Source organism: Flavobacterium sp. UBA7680 (genome assembly GCF_002482975.1).
In the GTDB taxonomy this organism is placed as follows: Bacteria; Bacteroidota; Bacteroidia; order Flavobacteriales; family Flavobacteriaceae; genus Flavobacterium.
On record NZ_DLHA01000031.1, the window covers coordinates 93,147 to 111,353 of the forward strand.

The 18,207-nt window shown below is 33.0% G+C and carries 20 protein-coding genes; 14 read left to right on the plus strand and 6 right to left on the minus strand.

Going from position 1 to position 18,207, the window contains the following annotated elements; translation table 11 throughout:
- From B3C18_RS13795 to proC, 8 genes are all read left to right on the plus strand, one after another.
- Positions 1–1,395: a tetratricopeptide repeat protein gene (locus B3C18_RS13795; RefSeq protein WP_291147727.1), complete on the plus strand. Its 1,395-nt coding sequence runs from the start codon at positions 1–3 to the stop codon at positions 1,393–1,395.
- 179 nt (positions 1,396–1,574) lie between these two features.
- The gene (gene serS / locus B3C18_RS13800) at positions 1,575–2,846 is read left to right on the plus strand and encodes a serine--tRNA ligase (protein ID WP_291147729.1); all 1,272 of its coding nucleotides are present in this window, start codon (positions 1,575–1,577) and stop codon (positions 2,844–2,846) included.
- A gap of 93 nt (positions 2,847–2,939) precedes the next feature.
- Positions 2,940–3,887, plus strand: coding sequence for a TonB family protein (locus tag B3C18_RS13805; RefSeq protein ID WP_291147731.1), 948 nt, complete (start codon positions 2,940–2,942; stop codon positions 3,885–3,887).
- Positions 3,888–3,917: 30 nt separating this feature from the next.
- On the plus strand, positions 3,918–5,699 hold the full coding sequence (locus tag B3C18_RS13810) for a tetratricopeptide repeat protein (RefSeq protein WP_291147733.1): 1,782 nt from the start codon (positions 3,918–3,920) through the stop codon (positions 5,697–5,699).
- Between the two features lie 240 nt (positions 5,700–5,939).
- Entirely contained in the window at positions 5,940–6,251 is a 312-nt protein-coding gene (locus B3C18_RS13815; protein WP_291147735.1) for a DUF4286 family protein, read from the plus strand.
- A 253-nt stretch (positions 6,252–6,504) separates the two neighbouring features.
- Positions 6,505–7,290 (plus strand): 16S rRNA (adenine(1518)-N(6)/adenine(1519)-N(6))-dimethyltransferase RsmA, encoded by a 786-nt coding sequence (gene rsmA, locus B3C18_RS13820; RefSeq protein ID WP_053473064.1) that lies wholly within the window; start codon positions 6,505–6,507, stop codon positions 7,288–7,290.
- A complete protein-coding gene (gene mgtE / locus B3C18_RS13825) occupies positions 7,274–8,623 on the plus strand; it encodes a magnesium transporter (RefSeq protein ID WP_073485840.1) in 1,350 nt (449 codons plus the stop codon). The genes rsmA and mgtE overlap by 17 nt, the downstream gene beginning before the upstream one ends.
- A gap of 112 nt (positions 8,624–8,735) precedes the next feature.
- Positions 8,736–9,512 (plus strand): pyrroline-5-carboxylate reductase, encoded by a 777-nt coding sequence (proC, locus tag B3C18_RS13830; protein ID WP_291147740.1) that lies wholly within the window; start codon positions 8,736–8,738, stop codon positions 9,510–9,512.
- Between the two features lie 206 nt (positions 9,513–9,718).
- On the opposite strand, the gene B3C18_RS13835 is transcribed toward proC, so the two are convergent.
- The 5 genes from B3C18_RS13835 to B3C18_RS13855 form a co-directional block, all read right to left on the minus strand.
- Entirely contained in the window at positions 9,719–10,018 is a 300-nt protein-coding gene (locus tag B3C18_RS13835) for an antibiotic biosynthesis monooxygenase (protein WP_291147742.1), read from the minus strand.
- A 19-nt stretch (positions 10,019–10,037) separates the two neighbouring features.
- Entirely contained in the window at positions 10,038–10,448 is a 411-nt protein-coding gene (locus tag B3C18_RS26040) for a c-type cytochrome (RefSeq protein WP_414655350.1), read from the minus strand.
- Between the two features lie 24 nt (positions 10,449–10,472).
- Positions 10,473–11,015, minus strand: a complete 543-nt coding sequence (locus tag B3C18_RS13845) for a hypothetical protein (RefSeq protein WP_291147744.1) — start codon at positions 11,013–11,015, stop codon at positions 10,473–10,475.
- A 63-nt stretch (positions 11,016–11,078) separates the two neighbouring features.
- Positions 11,079–12,224, minus strand: a complete 1,146-nt coding sequence (gene nhaA, locus B3C18_RS13850) for a Na+/H+ antiporter NhaA (RefSeq protein ID WP_291147746.1) — start codon at positions 12,222–12,224, stop codon at positions 11,079–11,081.
- Positions 12,225–12,238: 14 nt separating this feature from the next.
- Positions 12,239–12,931: an aspartate/glutamate racemase family protein gene (locus B3C18_RS13855; RefSeq protein ID WP_291147748.1), complete on the minus strand. Its 693-nt coding sequence runs from the start codon at positions 12,929–12,931 to the stop codon at positions 12,239–12,241.
- Between the two features lie 105 nt (positions 12,932–13,036).
- On the opposite strand from B3C18_RS13855, the gene B3C18_RS13860 reads away from it, so the two are divergent.
- From B3C18_RS13860 to B3C18_RS13885, 6 genes are all read left to right on the plus strand, one after another.
- Positions 13,037–13,984: a 2-hydroxyacid dehydrogenase gene (locus B3C18_RS13860; protein ID WP_291147750.1), complete on the plus strand. Its 948-nt coding sequence runs from the start codon at positions 13,037–13,039 to the stop codon at positions 13,982–13,984.
- A 210-nt stretch (positions 13,985–14,194) separates the two neighbouring features.
- The gene (locus tag B3C18_RS13865) at positions 14,195–14,566 is read left to right on the plus strand and encodes a DUF805 domain-containing protein (RefSeq protein WP_291147752.1); all 372 of its coding nucleotides are present in this window, start codon (positions 14,195–14,197) and stop codon (positions 14,564–14,566) included.
- Positions 14,567–14,587: 21 nt separating this feature from the next.
- Positions 14,588–14,866 carry a TM2 domain-containing protein gene (locus tag B3C18_RS13870; protein ID WP_291147754.1) on the plus strand — a complete coding sequence of 93 codons (279 nt, stop codon included), beginning with the start codon at positions 14,588–14,590 and terminating at the stop codon, positions 14,864–14,866.
- Between the two features lie 90 nt (positions 14,867–14,956).
- Positions 14,957–15,220, plus strand: coding sequence for a TM2 domain-containing protein (locus tag B3C18_RS13875; RefSeq protein WP_291147756.1), 264 nt, complete (start codon positions 14,957–14,959; stop codon positions 15,218–15,220).
- Positions 15,221–15,409: 189 nt separating this feature from the next.
- Positions 15,410–15,814, plus strand: coding sequence for a DUF805 domain-containing protein (locus B3C18_RS13880; RefSeq protein WP_291147757.1), 405 nt, complete (start codon positions 15,410–15,412; stop codon positions 15,812–15,814).
- Positions 15,815–16,055: 241 nt separating this feature from the next.
- A complete protein-coding gene (locus B3C18_RS13885) occupies positions 16,056–16,424 on the plus strand; it encodes a DUF805 domain-containing protein (RefSeq protein WP_291147759.1) in 369 nt (122 codons plus the stop codon).
- 85 nt (positions 16,425–16,509) lie between these two features.
- Here B3C18_RS13885 and B3C18_RS13890 read toward each other — a convergent pair.
- Positions 16,510–18,207 (minus strand): lysophospholipid acyltransferase family protein (locus B3C18_RS13890; RefSeq protein ID WP_291147762.1); only part of this gene is annotated, 1,698 nt, incomplete at its 5' end.

Sequence of the window (18,207 nt, forward strand, 5' to 3'; positions counted from 1 at the left end):
ATGTCAAAAAAAATCTTTTTTGTTGTACTCATTTGGCCTTTTTTCTTGCTGGCTCAGGAAAAACAAAAAGAGGTCGCGGATAATGTCACGCGCTATTATTATGATGATAAAGTAGTTTCGGTCGAAATTTGGTTCGGTGCAGATAAAAAGCAAGACAGTTCTAAAACCTATTATCCGAGTGGAAAAGTAAACGAGGTTTTCTATTTTGATAAAGACGGATTAAAAGACGGAGATTGTTTTCAGTATAATTATCAAGGTGAAAAACTCGTAACCTGGAATTTTGCCCACGGAAAAATGATGGGCAGAACAGATCATAAACTTCCGTTTAATAAGGACCGTGAAGAATCAGTCAAAAAAGCCCTAAAAATGCTGACGGATATTAATGCAAGAACGAATTTTAATCCAACGAGTATTAACGATTTGTATAATCGAGGCGTTTTAGGAGTAAGTCTTGGCAATAATACTTTGGCAATTGAAGATTTAAAAAAGGTTGAATTTGCAATTGACAAAGATCCAAAAAACAAAAAAGTAGTAGAGTCAGATTCCGCTCAAAAGAAAACGGCAGTCTTTCGAAGTAAGCTTTATGATCGAATGGGAAGTGTATACGCCACGCTCGAAATGGAAGGTTTTGCGTATAACTATTATTTTAAAGCAATCAAGAACGCTCCTACGGATTATCGCATTTTATACAACTTTGCAACATTGTTGCAAAAACGAAAATCGAATGATTTGGCGCGCTATTATTTAGAGAAAATTATAAAAGAAAAACCAGATCATGCCTACGCATACTGGGCACTCGCCAGGTTATTGAGTGACGAAGGAGAGAATGAAAAAGCATTTGAAAATATTGAAAAAGCCTTTCAATATGACAAAGGAAATATAAAGGGCGGAAGAGATTTAAGAACAACCCGAGGTTTACTTTATCATAAAATGGGAGAATCTAAAAAAGGAATTGCCGATTTAGAAGTTGCATTAGAAATGGATAAAAACAATTCGTATGCAATGAAAAACCTCGGAATAATTTATCTCGACAAGAAAAAATACGACGCAGCCTGCCCATTATTCCAAAAAGCAAAAGAACTTCATTACAGTTTGGTTTACGATGAAAATGATCTGGATTCGCTTTTAGAAAGTGCCTGTAATAAACAGCCGTTAGAAAAATCAGTTAAAAAGAAACCTTTTGTTTCGCCAAATCCGGCGCAGACAACCATTTATATAGAAAACTTCGATGCCAAAAACTTTGATTTTGAGTTTTTTAATTTCGAATCAAAATCAGTTTTAAAAGGAAAAACCAGCGACGGAACTATAAATATTATTGGTCTGGATTCCGGATTTTATATTTTAAAAACTACTGTAGGAGATTCTGTAGAAACTTTTAAAGTGATCAAAGAATAAATTTATTCTAAAAACTTCATTTAAAAACAAAAATGCTCCGTGTATCTTTGCACTAACTTCGTGTATCTCTGCGAAATCCCCGAAATAACTTTAGACTAAACTTTGTACGTAATCTTAGCAAACATTTCCTTAAATTTGCTTCCGTTATTAAAAAATACAATAGTTATAAAAATCAAGCTATGTTACAAATCGCATTTATTAGAGAAAATCAGGAGAAAGTAATCAAGGCTTTAGCAAAACGAAATATCGATGCTAAAAGCGTTGTTGAAGAGGTGGTGCAATTAGACGAAAACCGTCGTGCAACTCAAGTGGAATTAGATAATACTTTAGCTGAATCTAATAAATTGTCCAAAGATATAGGCGAATTAATGAAAGCGGGAGATAAAGCTAAAGCAGCAATCTTAAAAGAAAAAACAGTTTCATTAAAAGAAAAAAGCAAAGAACTTGGTGAAAAAGCAGAAGCTTTAGCAATTGAGTTAACCAATAAATTATACACATTGCCAAATCTTCCGGCAGATATTGTTCCAGAAGGAAAAACTCCAGACGATAACTTGAATGTTTTTCAGGAAGGCGATATTCCGGTTTTACACGAAGGCGCACAGCCACACTGGGAATTGGTAAAAAAATACGATATCATCGATTTTGAATTAGGTGTAAAAATTACCGGAGCAGGATTTCCTGTTTACAAAGGAAAAGGAGCTCGTTTGCAGCGTGCGTTAATCAACTATTTTTTAGATAAAAATACAGCAGCAGGATATGATGAAGTTCAGGTTCCACATTTGGTAAACGAAGCTTCAGGATACGGAACAGGACAATTGCCAGATAAAGAAGGGCAAATGTACCATTCAACAATTGACGATTTATATTTGATTCCAACAGCTGAGGTTCCGGTTACGAATTTATTCCGCGATGTTATTTTAAACGAAAGCGAATTACCGGTTTTACATACCGCTTATACGCCATGTTTCCGTCGTGAAGCAGGTTCTTACGGAGCACATGTTCGCGGATTAAACCGTTTACATCAGTTTGATAAAGTAGAAATCGTTCGTGTAGAGCACCCTGATAATTCATACGCAGCTCTTGACGGAATGGTAGAACATGTAAAAGATATTCTGAAAGAATTAAAATTACCATACAGAGTTTTACGTCTTTGTGGAGGCGATATGGGTTTCACATCGGCTTTGACTTATGATTTTGAAGTGTTTTCTACAGCGCAGGATCGCTGGTTAGAAATTAGTTCTGTTTCTAACTTCGAAACTTTTCAGGCAAACCGTCTGAAATTACGTTTCAAAGATAAAGACGGAAAAAACCAATTGGCTCATACTTTAAACGGAAGTTCATTAGCATTGCCTAGGGTTTTGGCCGGAATTTTAGAAAATTACCAAACGCCGGAAGGAATCGTAATTCCAGAAGTTTTACGTCCTTACTGTGGATTTGATATTATAAACTAAATTTTTGTAATTTAGAGTTAGAGTTAAACCTGACGGGTTTTTAAACCCCGTCAGGTTTCTTAATTGTTTAAAATACCATATTAAAATTAAAATATGACAAGAAAATATTTGTTTGTTTTTCTGTTATTAATGCCAAATATTTTCTTTGCTCAAATAGCGGCATCGGCAAATGATAAGATTATTTATTTGGATTCGTTGTGGAATCCGGTAACAAATGGTGATTTTAAATATTATAGAATTGTAAAAGATTATCATTTAGATAAAGAAGAATACCGTTTTGAAGATCATTTTGCTACAGGCAAAATTCAAATGGAAGGGAATTCTATTACCAAAGATAATTTATCTCCAATAGGTGATTTTGTTTATTATTTTGAAAATGGAAATAAAAAGTTCACTTATTTTTATAGAAAAGGCCAGCCAATGGGTAAAGCTGTTGAATGGTATGAAAATGGAAATAAAAAAGCTGAACGAGAATATACACAGGATGATGAAGAACATACCTCTGAGTATAAAACACTTCAATTTTGGAATGAAAAAAATGTTCAAACTGTTGTAGATGGTAACGGTGAATTAGGAGATTCTGATGAACACTCTTCGGAATCTGGAAAAATTAAAGATGGAGAAAAAGACGGAGTTTGGAATGGCAAAAGCACTCGTTTTAAGTCTAGCTATACAGAATTTTATGAAAGCGGAAAATTAAAGAGCGGAACGAGTATAGATTCACTTTCAAAAGAACACAAGTACAATAAAGTTTTTGTTCAGCCAAGACCAAAAAATGGATTAAATGATTTTTATGGATATATAGCCAGAAAATTCAGGATTCCTGCATCGGCAAGAGGTATAAGCGGGAGAATATATCTTCAATTTATTATCAAAGAAGATGGAAGCATCGAGAAAGTAAAAGTACTTAGAAGTGCAGGTTATGGTTTAGATGAAGAAGCTATAAGATTAATAAGTGAATATCCGGATTGGAGTTCAGGAGAAATTAGAGGAATTAAAGCCAAAGTGTTATACTCAATTCCAATTACTATAAAAGCGTGATGATTTATAAAGTTTGAAAACAAATTAAAAATGAAACAGCTATTTCTATATATAACCTTATCATTCTCGCTGTTTGCATTTTCGCAAAACGAACAGTTAGCGAACAATTACTACGACAAAGGTGATTTTGAAAAAGCAAAAATCATTTACGAAGATCTTTTAAGAAGTTCTCCTTCTAATACTCAATATTTTTTACGAACAATAGATTGTTATCAGCAATTGCAGCAATTTGATCTTGCCGAAAAAACAATTTTAAGTCGTTACAATGCTTATAAACAAGGTGTTTTTTTAGTTGAATTAGGATACAATTATCAATTACAAAAAAACGAATCCAAAGCCAAAAATTACTACGAACAGGCAATCGATAAAATCAAAACCAACCCAAATGATGTTTACGGAGTTGGAAATGCTTTTGAAAAAAAGGTTTTATTAGAATATGCCTTAAAAGCGTATCAAACCGCCATGCAGGTTCAGCCGAATTATAATTTCAATTTTCAGATTGGAATGTTGTACGGTCAACTAGGAAAAACTGATTTGATGATCGATCTTTTGCTGACAGAATCTTATAATAATCAGCAGAATTCCAATTTAATCCAAACACAGTTATCCCGTTTTATGAATGGAGAAACTGATAATACGGCTTTTAAAGATGCCATGCGAAAAGCATTGATTTTAAGAACCCAAAAAGATCAGGATGTTTTTTGGAATCATTATTTAAGCTGGTTTTATGTACAACAGAAAGAATTCGGAAAAGCCTTTATTCAGGAAAAAGCCATTTACAAACGTGAACCGGAATCTTTAATCAGTATTGTGAATTTAAGTCAGTTTGCCTTAAATGAAGATGATACAGATACTGCTTCTGAAATTCTGAATTTTATTCTTCAAAACACAAAAGATACCGATTTACTGATTCAGACCAATGCCAATTTAATGCAGATTAAAATTGACAAAGCACAGGAAAAAGATTATCCGGCCATTACAGCAGAATTGCAGCAATTACTGGTTACTTATGAAATAAATCCTTTTACCTTATCTTTGCAATTAATTCAGGCGCATTTCTTGGCTTTTAATTTAAAAAAGACAGAAGAAGCTAAAACAGTTGTAAAAAGAGCTTTAGAGTTAAATTTAAACGCTTATCAACAGGCTGATGCAAAGATGGAGCTGGCAGATATTTTGCTTTTAGAAGAAAAGTTCAATCAGGCATTAATTTATTATTCGCAGATTCAATTGGATTTAAAGAATGATGTTATGTCGCATGAAGCCAGTTTGAAAGCGGCAAAAACAAGTTATTTTAAAACCGATTTTGAATGGGCTTTAAAACAATTTAAAGAATTAAAATCGGCAAACACGCAATTAATTGCCAACGACGCTCTTGAATATTTTTTACTGATAAATGACAACACGGTTGCCGATTCGACTCAAACAGCTTTAAAGCAATTTGCAAAAGGCGATTTTTTACTTTATCAGAATAAAAAAACAGAAGCAATTGCACATTTTCAAAACATTCTAAAAACCTTTAAAGGGCAGGAAATCGAAGCTGTAACATTGTTGCGTTTAGGTAAAATATATGAAAGTCAGAAGGATTACACTTTGGCTTTAAGCCAATACCAACAAATCATCGACAACCACAGCGACGGAATTTATGTAGATGAAGCGCTGTTTTTCTCAGCAGAAATTTACAACGACGAATTGAAAGATGTAGAAAAGGCGAAGCCTTTGTATGAAAAGGTAATTTTTAACCATCAGGATAGTATTTACTTTGTTGATGCCAGGAAAAAATACCGCGAGTTAAGAGGGGATAAGAATTTATAAATTTCAATATTTTAAATTCCAAATTCCAATAAAAAAAGAATTTGTAAAATATGAGATATTTAGAGAATAAATTTATTAGAGTAATTGCATGTTTGTTTTTGGGAGGCGCAGTATCTGAATTGATTCACATTTCAACGGGAGATCCAAATAGACCGGAAACTTCAAATTTTACATTACTATATGCAATTATGTTTTATATAGTTTTTTCTATTTATTTAAAAAGAAAAAAAATCTAGAAACATGATAATCTTTAACGTTACCACCAATATACACGAAAGCGCACACGATCAATGGTTAAAATGGATGCAGGAAAAGCACATACCAGAAATCTTGGCAACACAAAAATTTTCATCAGCAAGAATTGTAAAAGTTTTGGTTGAAGAAGAAATGGGCGGAATCACGTATTCTGTTCAATACATAACAGACAGTAAAGATACTTTAGAGAAGTATTATTTAGAAGACCAGCCTAGATTTGACAGAGAAGCTTTGGAATTATTTGCAGATAAAATGCTTTCTTTCAGAACAGAACTGGAGGTTATTTCAGAACATTAATTTTAGGTTTTCTAAAAAGAAATAGCCCGCAGATTTGGCTGATTAAACGGATTTACACAGATTATTAGATTTAAAATTTGTGATAATTTGTGTAATTCGTGGCAAAGAAATATAAAGCTTTGACAATTTATGGCAGAATAAAAGTAAAAGCCTTTGTGTCTTAGTGCCTTTGTGGCAAAAAAAGTGAAATAAGCTTTGACCCTTCGCCGCAAAAAGAATACTTTTGCGCCCTTGTGGCAAAACAAGAAAGAAAATGGAAAAAGTAAAAGCCAAAAAACATTTAGGACAACATTTCCTTAAAGACGAAAGTATTGCAAAAGCAATTGCCGATACTTTGAGTTTAAAAGGATACGAGGAGGTTTTAGAAATAGGACCAGGGATGGGTGTGTTGACTAAGTATTTGCTTGAAAAGCCCATAAATACACACGTTATTGAAATCGACACAGAATCTGTAGCGTATTTGGGCGAAAATTATCCAAAATTAAAAGATCAGATTATCTCTCAGGATTTTCTGAAATATAATATTAATGAAGTTTACAAGGATAAGCAATTTGCTATAATTGGAAATTTCCCTTATAATATCTCGACTCAAATTGTTTTTAGAACATTAGAGTTTAGAGATCAGATTCCGGAGTTCTCCGGAATGTTTCAAAAAGAAGTTGCAGAGCGCATCTGCGAAAAAAAAGGATCAAAAGCTTACGGAATCTTATCCGTTTTAGCTCAGGCCTTCTATGATACTGAGTATTTATTTACTGTAAGCGAAAATGTTTTTATTCCTCCGCCCAAGGTCAAGTCGGGTGTGATGAAAATGACCCGAAAGGAAGATTATAGCCTTCCTTGTGGTGAAAAGTTATTTTTTACGGTTGTAAAAACGGCTTTTCAGCAAAGACGAAAAACATTACGTAACAGTTTGAAAACATTAAATTTATCAGATAAACTAAGAGAAGACATTATCTTTGATAAACGTCCGGAACAACTTAGCGTTGACGAATTTATCGTTTTGACTCAAAAAATAGAAGCCGATGGAGTTCAAAGTTAGCAAAGAATTTATTCATCAATTAGAAGATTTAATCGTTAAGAAAAATGACAATGAACTTGAAGTTTTACTTAATGACCTTCACCATGCTGATATCGCCGAAATCCTTGAAGAATTAGATTTCGACGAAGCAACTTACATTTTCAAAGTTTTAGATAGTGATAAAACCGCTGAGATTCTTCTTGAACTAGAAGAAGACCTGCGTGAAAATATCTTAAGCCGACTTTCACCGAAAGAGATTGCAGAAGAGCTTGATGAGCTGGAAACAAATGATGCGGCCGATATTATCGCTGAACTTTCGCAGGAAATTAAGGCAGAAGTTATTTCTGAGTTACTTGACGTAGAACACGCAAAAGACATTGTCGAATTATTACGCTACGATGAAAACTCGGCGGGTGGTTTGATGGGTAAAGAGCTGGTAAAAGTTAATGAAAACTGGAATGTTTTGACCTGCGTAAAAGAAATGCGAATTCAGGCAGAAAATGTTTCAAGAGTCCATTCTATTTATGTTGTTGATGATGAAAACCGTTTAAAAGGCCGTTTATCACTTAAAGATTTATTGACTACTTCGACCAAAACTCAAATTGGAGATATTTATATTCGAAAATTAAATTTCGTAAACGTAGATACCGAAGATGTTGAGGTAGCCCGTATCATGCAAAAATACGACTTAGAGGCAATTCCGGTTGTAGATGAACTTGGTCGTTTAGTTGGAAGAATTACAATTGATGATATCGTAGATGTAATCAAGGAAGAAGCCGATAAAGATTACCAATTAGCTGCGGGTATTACACAAGATATTGAAACAAATGACAGTGTTCTTGAATTAACAAAAGCGCGTTTACCTTGGCTTTTAATCGGGATGGTAATTGAGATTGTGGCTTCTTTTGTTTTGAAAGATAATGAAAGTGCTTTTCAAAAATATTCAACTTTAATTATTTTCGTGCCTCTGCTTTCGGCTACAGCCGGAAATATTGGAGTTCAGGCATCGGCAATCGTTGTACAGGGTTTAGCTAATGGAACTTTGAAAGAATTCAGTAAAAGTTATTTTAGCAAAGAGGTTACTGTTTCGATGATTTCCGGAAGTATAATTTCCCTGCTTTTACTGGGATATCACTCTTTGATGTACGGACAATATTTAGTGGGAATTGCTATTTCGATCTCTATGATCGTGGTGATTATGTTTGCTGCAATTTTAGGAACTTTAGTGCCGCTTTTTCTTCATAAAAATAAAATTGACCCCGCAATTGCAACCGGGCCATTTATTACTACAACTAATGATGTTTTTGGAATTATGCTCTATTTTGGAGTAGCCAAATTGATTCTTGGGTTTTAAATTTTTGCCACAAATTAATAGATTACAGTGATTTAAAATCCTTAAAATCTGCGTAATTTACAGCCGAAAAATAGGCTGTTAGCCAGTCTAAAATAAATTAAAACCAAGCAGGATGAAAGTACACATTATAGGGGGAGGAAACCTTGGAGTTTCTATTGCCTTGGGAATTGCAAAATTTTCTAAAAACAATCAGGTTACCGTAACAAGAAGAAATATCGCCAGTATTCAATATTTAGCCGAATACGGAATTACGGTTTCTAGCGATAATAAACATAATATTCAGGAAGCCGATGTGGTGATTTTAACCATAAAACCGTATCAGGTTGATACTGTTTTGGCCGAAATTCTTCCGGTAATTCAAAATAAAACAATTGCTTCTGCTGTAAGCGGATTGTCTTTGGATGTTCTTCAAACAAAAACAAATAACGCCTATCCGGTTGTGCGCATTATGCCAAATATTGCGGCACAGTTTGGGGAATCGGCAACCTGTATTTCTTTCCCTGAAAAAGATAGAGAAAAAGCACTGCCAATTGTTGACTTGTTTCAGGATTTAGGAACTGCTCCTGTAATCGATGAAAAATTAATGGATGCAGCGACAGTTTTAGGCGCATGCGGAACTGCATATGCTTTAAGATATATTCGTGCTTCTATGCAGGCCGGAATCGAAATTGGATTCGATTCAAACACTGCTTTAGCAATTGCCGCACAAACCGTAAAAGGAGCCGCAAAAATGCTTTTAGAAGAGAAAGTCCACCCAGAACAGTTAATTGACCGCGTAACAACACCACAAGGCTGTACAATCGTTGGTTTAAATGAAATGGAACACAACGGTTTCAGTTCATCTTTAATAAAAGGAATTAAGACTTCTTTGAAACAAATCAAAGGTTAGTTTTAAAGAAATTCCAATATTTTAAAATTCCAAATTCCAATTTTTGTTGGGGTTTGGAATTTTTTGTTTTAGATGAGATAAGTATTAATACCGCTTTGTCATTTCGAGGAACGAGAAATCGCACTAGAAATTCGACAAAGATTAGCGATTCTCTTTGTAGATTCACGAGTGCGATTTCTCGTTCCTCGAAATGACAAACGTTACGTTTAAGCAAAAACCTCAAAATGCTCGACTTTCTCTTCAAATTCTAATAAAAAGTCATCATCTTCAGGATAATATTTTGCTTTTTCGAAATCGTCTCCGGCAAAATTTTTAATTATTTCGAGGTTTTCCCAATATGTAATTAGTGTAAAATGCGCCTCGTTGTTTTTAATATTTCTCAAAAAAGACAATTTTACAAAACCAGCTGTTTTTGAGTAATCAGGAATTGCAGTGTCATTTATGAATTGGGTATAAGCTTCATAATCTTCAACTTTTGTTTTTCCGTGCCATATTCGTGCTATCATAATGCTAAGTTTTAAAGATTTAATAACGTATTCCTGAACAGTAATCTATTAGTAAAGGAAGATTTTCTTCATTTAAATAATCTTTAAACTTCGTTCTGTGAAAATCGAGTCCTAATTTTTCAATTTTAGTGGTGTCAATTTTGTGATTTTTATCGATCATCCATTTTACAAAGACTAATGAATCTAAGTTGCGAAGTGCTGGCCCAGTGCTTTTGGCGTCTAGTTTGTGGCAAGCGGCACAATTAGCGTTAAAGATTTCCTTTCCTCCATATTGGTTTTCTGTTAATTTAGGACTTTCTGTTCCACAAATGGGAACAGGAATTTGACAATTTGTTGGAGGTTCATATGTTTTTATTTCATAGAAGATTACTCCAACAAGCAGAATTATAAGAGTAATTGAAAACAAAAGGATATTACGTATTCTCTTCATTTGCGAAGTTTGGAATTTGGAATTTTACTTTTGAGATTTAATCAATCGAATATATTTCCTCCCACATTCTGAAAGCTTAGTATAGGAATTCATCGAGTTGCCGTAATTTTGAATTGTCAGTGTGTCTTTTACATAAGAAGCTTCGATTCCAACTGGGATTTCTAATTCTTTTGAAGATGTTTCAGAATCCGAGATAGAATCATTTTCTTCTTCATGACTTATATCGCCTTCATATTCATCCCATTTTATACCTTCCAAAACCAAATATTTTTCACCAGTTTCTTCTGTAGTGAAATTTGCAATTCCTCGTAGTTGTCGTGTTTTTGTTTTGAGGAAATAAGAATAGACATCTTTTGTTTTGCTTATTTCTAATGAAATTTTGCAATCGCCAGAATCATTTTCTTCAAGTTGAGTTTGATAAATTCCTTCGATTGAACTTTCATTTTTGTTTGTTTGAAGAGCAATTGTGTCTTTAGGAATATTTGCTTCTGTAGCCGCTGCAGGCTTTTTATCGCTACAAGACGATAATAAAATAAGGGTTACAAACAAACAATAATACTTTTTCATTTCTTAATTGAGATTATTAAAATTAAATCAGTTTATATCTGTGAAAATCCGTGTGCCAAAAAACTAAACGCTTTTATCTTTGGAAAGAACAAACTTTAAATAAGCAAATCCCAAAACGCCAGAAAGCACAGAAGCTATAATAATGGATATTTTAGAATAGAGAATTGTTTCGGGATCTTTAAAAGCCAGAAGTGTAATGAAAATAGACATCGTGAAACCAATTCCGCCCAACATTCCGGCGCCTAAAATATGCGCCCATTTTAAGTTTTTCGGCAAAGCACATAAACCGGCACTTACGCCAATGGAAGAAAAAAGAGCAATTCCTAATGGTTTTCCAATTACGAGACCAAGAATAATCCCAAATGTGTTAGGGTGGTTTAATCCGGCATGCCAATCAGAATTTATGGCAATGCAAGTATTAGCAATTGCAAACAAAGGCAGGATAAAAAATGCGGCTGGTTTATGTAAAAAATGCTGTAATTTATGAGAAGATGATTTTTCACTGCCGTCTCCAAACGGAATCACAAAGGCCAAAATAACACCCGTAATTGTGGCATGAACTCCAGAGTTTAGCATAAAATACCACATTATAACACCTCCAATTAAATACGGAATTAGATTGTAGACTTTCATTCGGTTTAAAACAAACAATAAAACCCAGATTCCTAATGCAATGCCTAAATTTAAAAACGCAATTGATTTAGTGTAAAAAATAGCAATTACAATTATGGCACCCAAATCGTCTATAACGGCAAGTGCAGTTAAAAAGACTTTTAAAGATGCAGGAACTTTGTTGCCTAAAAGAGATAAGATTCCAATTGCAAAAGCAATATCTGTTGCCATAGGAATTCCGGCGCCGTTTTGCGTTGCCGTTTTAAAATTTAAAGCCAAAAATATGGCCGCCGGAACCAGCATTCCGCCAAAAGCTGCCATAATAGGTAATGATGCATTTTTTATATTGGATAATTCACCATGATAAATTTCGCGTTCTAATTCTAAACCAATTAATAAAAAGAAAATGGTCATTAATCCGTCGTTAATCCAATGTGTGATCGAATGTCCGCCCAGATCTTTTTCCCAAAAAGATATATATTCCGTCGCATAAGATGAATTTGCGGCATACAAAGAAATAATCGTGACAAATAATAGAAGCAATCCTCCCGATTTTTCGTTTTCAAAAAAGGCTTTAAAAGTTTTTGTTAATTTCATTTTGACTTTGATATTTATTCCAGCGAAAATTCAATTGCTTTTTTAGCATGAATTTCTGCCGTCTTAAACAATTTTGCTTCGGTATATTCATTCGTAACTAATAATTCAATTTCTGTACAGCCTAAAATAATTCCCTCGGCTCCTTTATCAATTAAATCAGATATAATTTCTAAAAAGATATTTCGCGAATCATTGCTGATTATTCCTTTTACTAATTCGTTATATATAATTTGATGAATATCAGATCTTTGTTTTTCATTAGGAATTATGGTTTGTATATAATGCTTGTTAAGCAAACGGTCTTTAAAAAAACCTTGTTCCATCGTAAACGATGTTCCCAGTAAACCTATTTTTTTAATATTGTGCTTTACAATTTCTTCAGCAGCTGTATCAACAATATGAAGCAATGGGATTGAAACATTTTTTTCTATTTCATCAGATAATTTATGCATTGTGTTGGTACATAGAACAATAAAATCTGCTCCGCTTTTTTCGAGTTTTTGAGCAGTTTCAATCATTAATTCTCCAAGTTCACCCCATTTTTCTTCTTTTTGCAAAATTGCAATTTCATTAAAATCAACAGAATATAATAAGGATTTAGCAGAATGGACGCCGCCTAGTTTTTCCTGAATGCCACGGTTTATTATTTGATAATATAAGGCAGAACTTTCCCAAGACATTCCGCCAATCAAGCCAATTGTTTTCATAAAACCCTTTTATGCGAATTTACGCATTTCTTGCTGAATTGATTTTGTTAAAATAATAAACGGCTATTTTTTTGTTACTTTGTTTTTCTAATTAAAGTTTAACTTATGAGTATAAAAATCCTTCATATAGACAGCAATCACCCTATTCTTTGGCAGCAACTGGAAGAAGCTGGTTTCGAAAATCACGCCGATTTTAAATCTTCTAAAGAAGAAATTGAAGCTAAAATTCAGGATTATAATGGAATCGTAATTCGCAGTCGATTTAAAATTGATAAAACATTTTTAGACAAAGCGACCAATTTGCAGTTTATTGCCCGAGTTGGAGCAGGTTTAGAAAGTATTGACTGCGATTACGCTTTATCTAAAGATATTGAACTAATTGCCGCTCCTGAAGGAAATCGTAATGCTGTTGCAGAACATACTTTAGGAATGATTCTTTCTCTTTTTAATAAATTGAATATCGCCGATTATGAAATTCGTTCGGGACAATGGAATAGAGAAAGCAACCGCGGTCACGAACTTGATGGAAAAACGGTAGGGATTATTGGTTATGGAAATATGGGTAAAGCATTTGCAAAAAAGCTGAGAGGGTTTGATGTGGAGGTTTTATGTTATGATATTCAGGATAATGTGGGAGATGAAAATGCCAGACAAGTTTCATTAAAGGAACTTCATGAAAAGACAGATGTACTGAGTCTGCATATTCCGTGGACTCCAGAAACGGATAGAATGGTAGATGCTGCATTTATTAACGAATTCAAAAAACCAATATGGATCGTCAATACTTCCAGAGGTAAAAATATTGTTACTGCCGATTTGGTAGAGACAATGAAAACAGGGAAAGTACTTGGTGCAGGTCTGGATGTTTTAGAATATGAAAAGCTGTCTTTTGAAACTCTTTTTCAGGATAAAAATACGCCCGAAGCTTTTCAATATTTATTAGATGGACGAAAAGTAATTTTAACGCCTCACATTGCCGGATGGACTTTTGAAAGTCATGAACGTTTAGCTCAGGTTATTGTGGATAAAATAAAAAAAGTGTATTCAAAGTAAATTATTGAAATCAGAATTTAATGACTTCTTGATTTAAAGAAAATCAATTTAGATTTTAATAACAAGGCATTTCTGTAAAAGTAATATACATAATTAGTTTTTAAAATTATTTTTGTTTAATATTGTTTCCAATTTTTTTAACAAAATTTTAGAAAAGGAGAAACTGAAAATCCTAAAAAGAGTAGGTATTAACAAACTAATTTATTAATTATGATTGAATGGTACAAAAAAGTGGTTTTTGAAAACTATGCAAATTTTAATGGAAGAGCAAGAAGAAAAGAATATTGGATGTTTTTCTTGGCAAATTTTATTGTAAGTTTTGGTTTAGGTTTTATTATGGGATTACTTGCGCCTAGTTTAGCATTGATTGCAAATGTTTATAGTTTGGCAGTTCTAGTTCCTTCGATTGCAGTTGGTGTTAGAAGATTGCATGATACAGGTAAAAGCGGATGGTTTTTACTTATTCCAATTTACAACATTATCTTACTTGCTACTGAAGGAGATAAAGGAGTAAATGAATATGGACCAGATCCTAAAAATGAATTTGACGAAGTCAATGAAATTGGAAAAGCAGAACTTTAATTAAAATTAAACTATATTAAAATGGAGACTACAAAACCAGAATCTTGGAATACACCATCTGAACCAAAACCAGAAAATAAAAAAGTTGTTGCCGGAATCCTTGGAATCTTATTAGGAGGATTTGGAATTCACAAATTCATCTTAGGATATACACAAGAGGGAATCATTCAATTAGTAATTACTCTTGTTACTTGCGGAGTTGGAAGTATAATTGGTTTCGTTGAAGGAATCATTTACCTGACAAAATCAGACGAAGAATTTTACCAAACTTACCAAGTAGGTAAGAAAGGCTGGTTCTAAAACATATTGAATCCCATTTGTGTAATAGCAAATGGGATTTTTTTTGCCCAATTATTTTTTAATTTAAATACTAATTTTAAGAGTAAAACTATGGAAAACACACAATCAGAATTTGGAGGTCCAAAACCAGAAAACAAAAAAGTTGTTGCTGGAATTTTAGCCATTTTAATTGGAGTATTTGGAATTCATAAATTCTATTTAGGATATACAAAAGAAGGAATTATTCAACTTATTTTAGGTCTTTTATGCGGAGTTGGAGGTATAATTGGCTTAATTGAAGGAATTATCTACCTGACAAAATCAGATGAAGATTTTTATCAAACTTATCAAGTTGGCAGAAAAGGCTGGTTTTAAATCCGAATATTTTCTTACTTTATTGATTTACAAATAACAAAGAACTATTTTAAACTTTTTTATTTAAAGATGCCTTTTTCTATCATGTTTTAGAATAAATTGTTTTATTTTTAAACCTTAATTTTGTGTTAAAATTACCTACACATATTAACGGAAACCTTAGTAATAACAAATTAATAACTAGAATAAATGATTGAATGGTACAAAAAAGTAGTTTTTGAAAACTATGCAAATTTTAAAGGTAGAGCAATGAGAAGTGAATATTGGTACTATACTTTAGCGTCAATAATTATTGCAATATTATTGTTCACTATTGATACTTTTGCAGGCTTAACTTATGGAGCTGGACAGGCAGGAGTATTACGTTCACTATATAGTTTGCTTGTTCTTATACCTGGATTTGCAGTTTTAGTTCGACGATTACATGATGTAGGTAAAAGCGGTTGGTTTTTTTTAATTGTTTTTATCCCATTAGCAGGTGTAATTTGGTTATTAATAGTATTGTGCACCGAAGGAGAGGATAGAACTAACAAGTATGGTCCAGATCCAAAGGATATATTTTTTAATGAATTAGATGAAATTGGAAAAGAATAACCCTAGTTCTAAATAAAAATTGTAAATAAAGAATTCCATTTGTAATAGCAAATGGGATTTTTTTATTTCTATAATTGAACACAGTTTTTATATTAAATATTGGTTGATAAAATGTCTTTTTCTGATATTATAAAAACTTTTAATTCTTTAAATCTATTTAAAAAAATGTACTTTGTGTGTGTTAAAGGAAACGGAGTAACTGAAAAGCCTTAAGAGTAGGGGGGACTTAAATAAATTTATTATGATTGAAATGTTTAAAAAAGTAGTTTTTGAAAACTATGCAAATTTTAACGGAAGAGCAAGAAGAAAGGAATACTGGATGTTTGTTTTAGCATATTATATAATAATATTTGCATTGATTTTTATATCATCTTTATTGCCAGAAACGGTTGGAGGGTTATTAGTTGTTGTTTTTTTAATTGCAATTATAATTCCTACTATTGCGGTAACAGTTAGAAGAATGCATGACGTTGGTAAAAGTGGCTGGTATAGTCTTATTCCATATTATAATTTATACTTATGCTGTGTTGCGGGTGAAAAAGGACCAAATCAATATGGTGCTGATCCTAAAAACCTATTAGAAGAAATAAATGAAATTGGAAAAGAATAAATCTCAAGCTAGTTTTAAATAAAAATTGTAAATAAAAAATCCCATTGTGTAAACAATGGGATTTTTTATTTTGGAGTAAATCTGATTAATCTTCTTTCTCAGATAATTTACGCTCTAATTCTATTTGAAATTCTTCAATAACAGGTTTCATTGTGCTTTCTGGAATATCTGCGATTCTAATGTACATTAAACCATCGACAGCGTTATTAAACAAAGGATCGACGTTAAAAGCAACTACACGTGCATTTTGCTTGATGTACTTTTTAATTAAAACAGGCAAACGTAAATTTCCTGGTTCTAATTCGTCAATAATTTTATCGAATTTATTTAAGTCAGATTCAGCTTCGTCGAAAATAAAGTCTTTATCAGCGTCTTTCAGTTTTACTTTGTATGCTTTTTTCGGGTGAATGTATTGTGCAATATACGGATCATAATAATTCGATTTCATGAACTCAATCATCAGCGATTTAGAGAAATCTGAAAACTGATTACTGATACTCACGCCGCCTAATAAATACTTATGTTCAGGATAACGCAATGTAGTGTGAATAATTCCCTTCCATAACAAGAATAAAGGCATTGGTTTTTGCTGATATTCACGAATGATAAAAGCACGTCCCATTTCGATCGATTTATGCATCATATCATGCAATTCCGGTTCAAAACGGAATAAGTCGGTAAGATAGAAACCTTCGATGCCGTATTTCGGATAAATCTCAGCTCCTAATCCCATACGGTAAGCGCCTGCGATTTTTTTAGTTTCATCATCCCATAAAAACATATGGTGATAATATTGATCGTATTCGTCGATGTCGATAGATTCGTTAGTTCCTTCACCAACTTCTCTAAAAGTAATTTCACGAAGACGTCCGATTTCATGTAAAATATTCGGAATTGATTTTGCACGTGCAAAAAACACTTCGTAGTTTTTACTCTGTAATAACCTGCAGTCACTGTTTCTTAACGCCTGAACTTCATCAATCATTTTTGATTCATTCGCCGGAGTAACGATTTTTTTAGGCGCTTTTGGTATTTTTAAACTTGCTGTGTCAATCAATTTGGTGTCTTTTTCAAAAGGATTGGCAAGCATATAGGTTTTCTTTCTTAAGAATTCTGAGTATTCTTCAAAAGATTCTATTTCATTTTGTTCGCTTACAGAAATTGGTTTTCCAATACGAACTTTAATAACACGGTCTTTTTGTGTAAGCAATTCTGACGGAAGTTTTGCTGTACGCAGCGTATCATCAATTTTAGAAAGCCAGTAAAATAATTTACTGTTTTTAGCGTGAAAGTAAATCGGTACAACTGGAACTTTGGCTTTTCTTATTAATTTTAGAGCGCCTTCTTCCCAAGGTTTATCTACAACTAATTTTCCGTCTTTATAAGTCGAAACTTCCCCGGCAGGGAAAATTCCTAAAGGCTTTCCGTCACTTAAATGACGCAAGGTTTCTTTAATTCCAACAACGCTCGATTTGGCATCCTTATGATTTTCAAAAGGATTAACCGGCATGATGTATTTTTTTAGCGGAACAATTCGATGTAATAAGAAATTAGCGATAATCTTGAAATTTGGTTCTCTTTCAAGCATTAATTTCAAAAGTAAAATACCATCAATTCCTCCAAGCGGATGATTTGAAATGGTTATATAAGCGCCATCTTTAGGTAAACGTTTTAAATCTTCTTCAGGGATTTCGAATTTGATTTCCATCTCATCCAAAATTCCGTTTAAAAATGCAACATCCTCTAAATGTTTATTATGATCGTAAATTTTATTAAGGGTAGA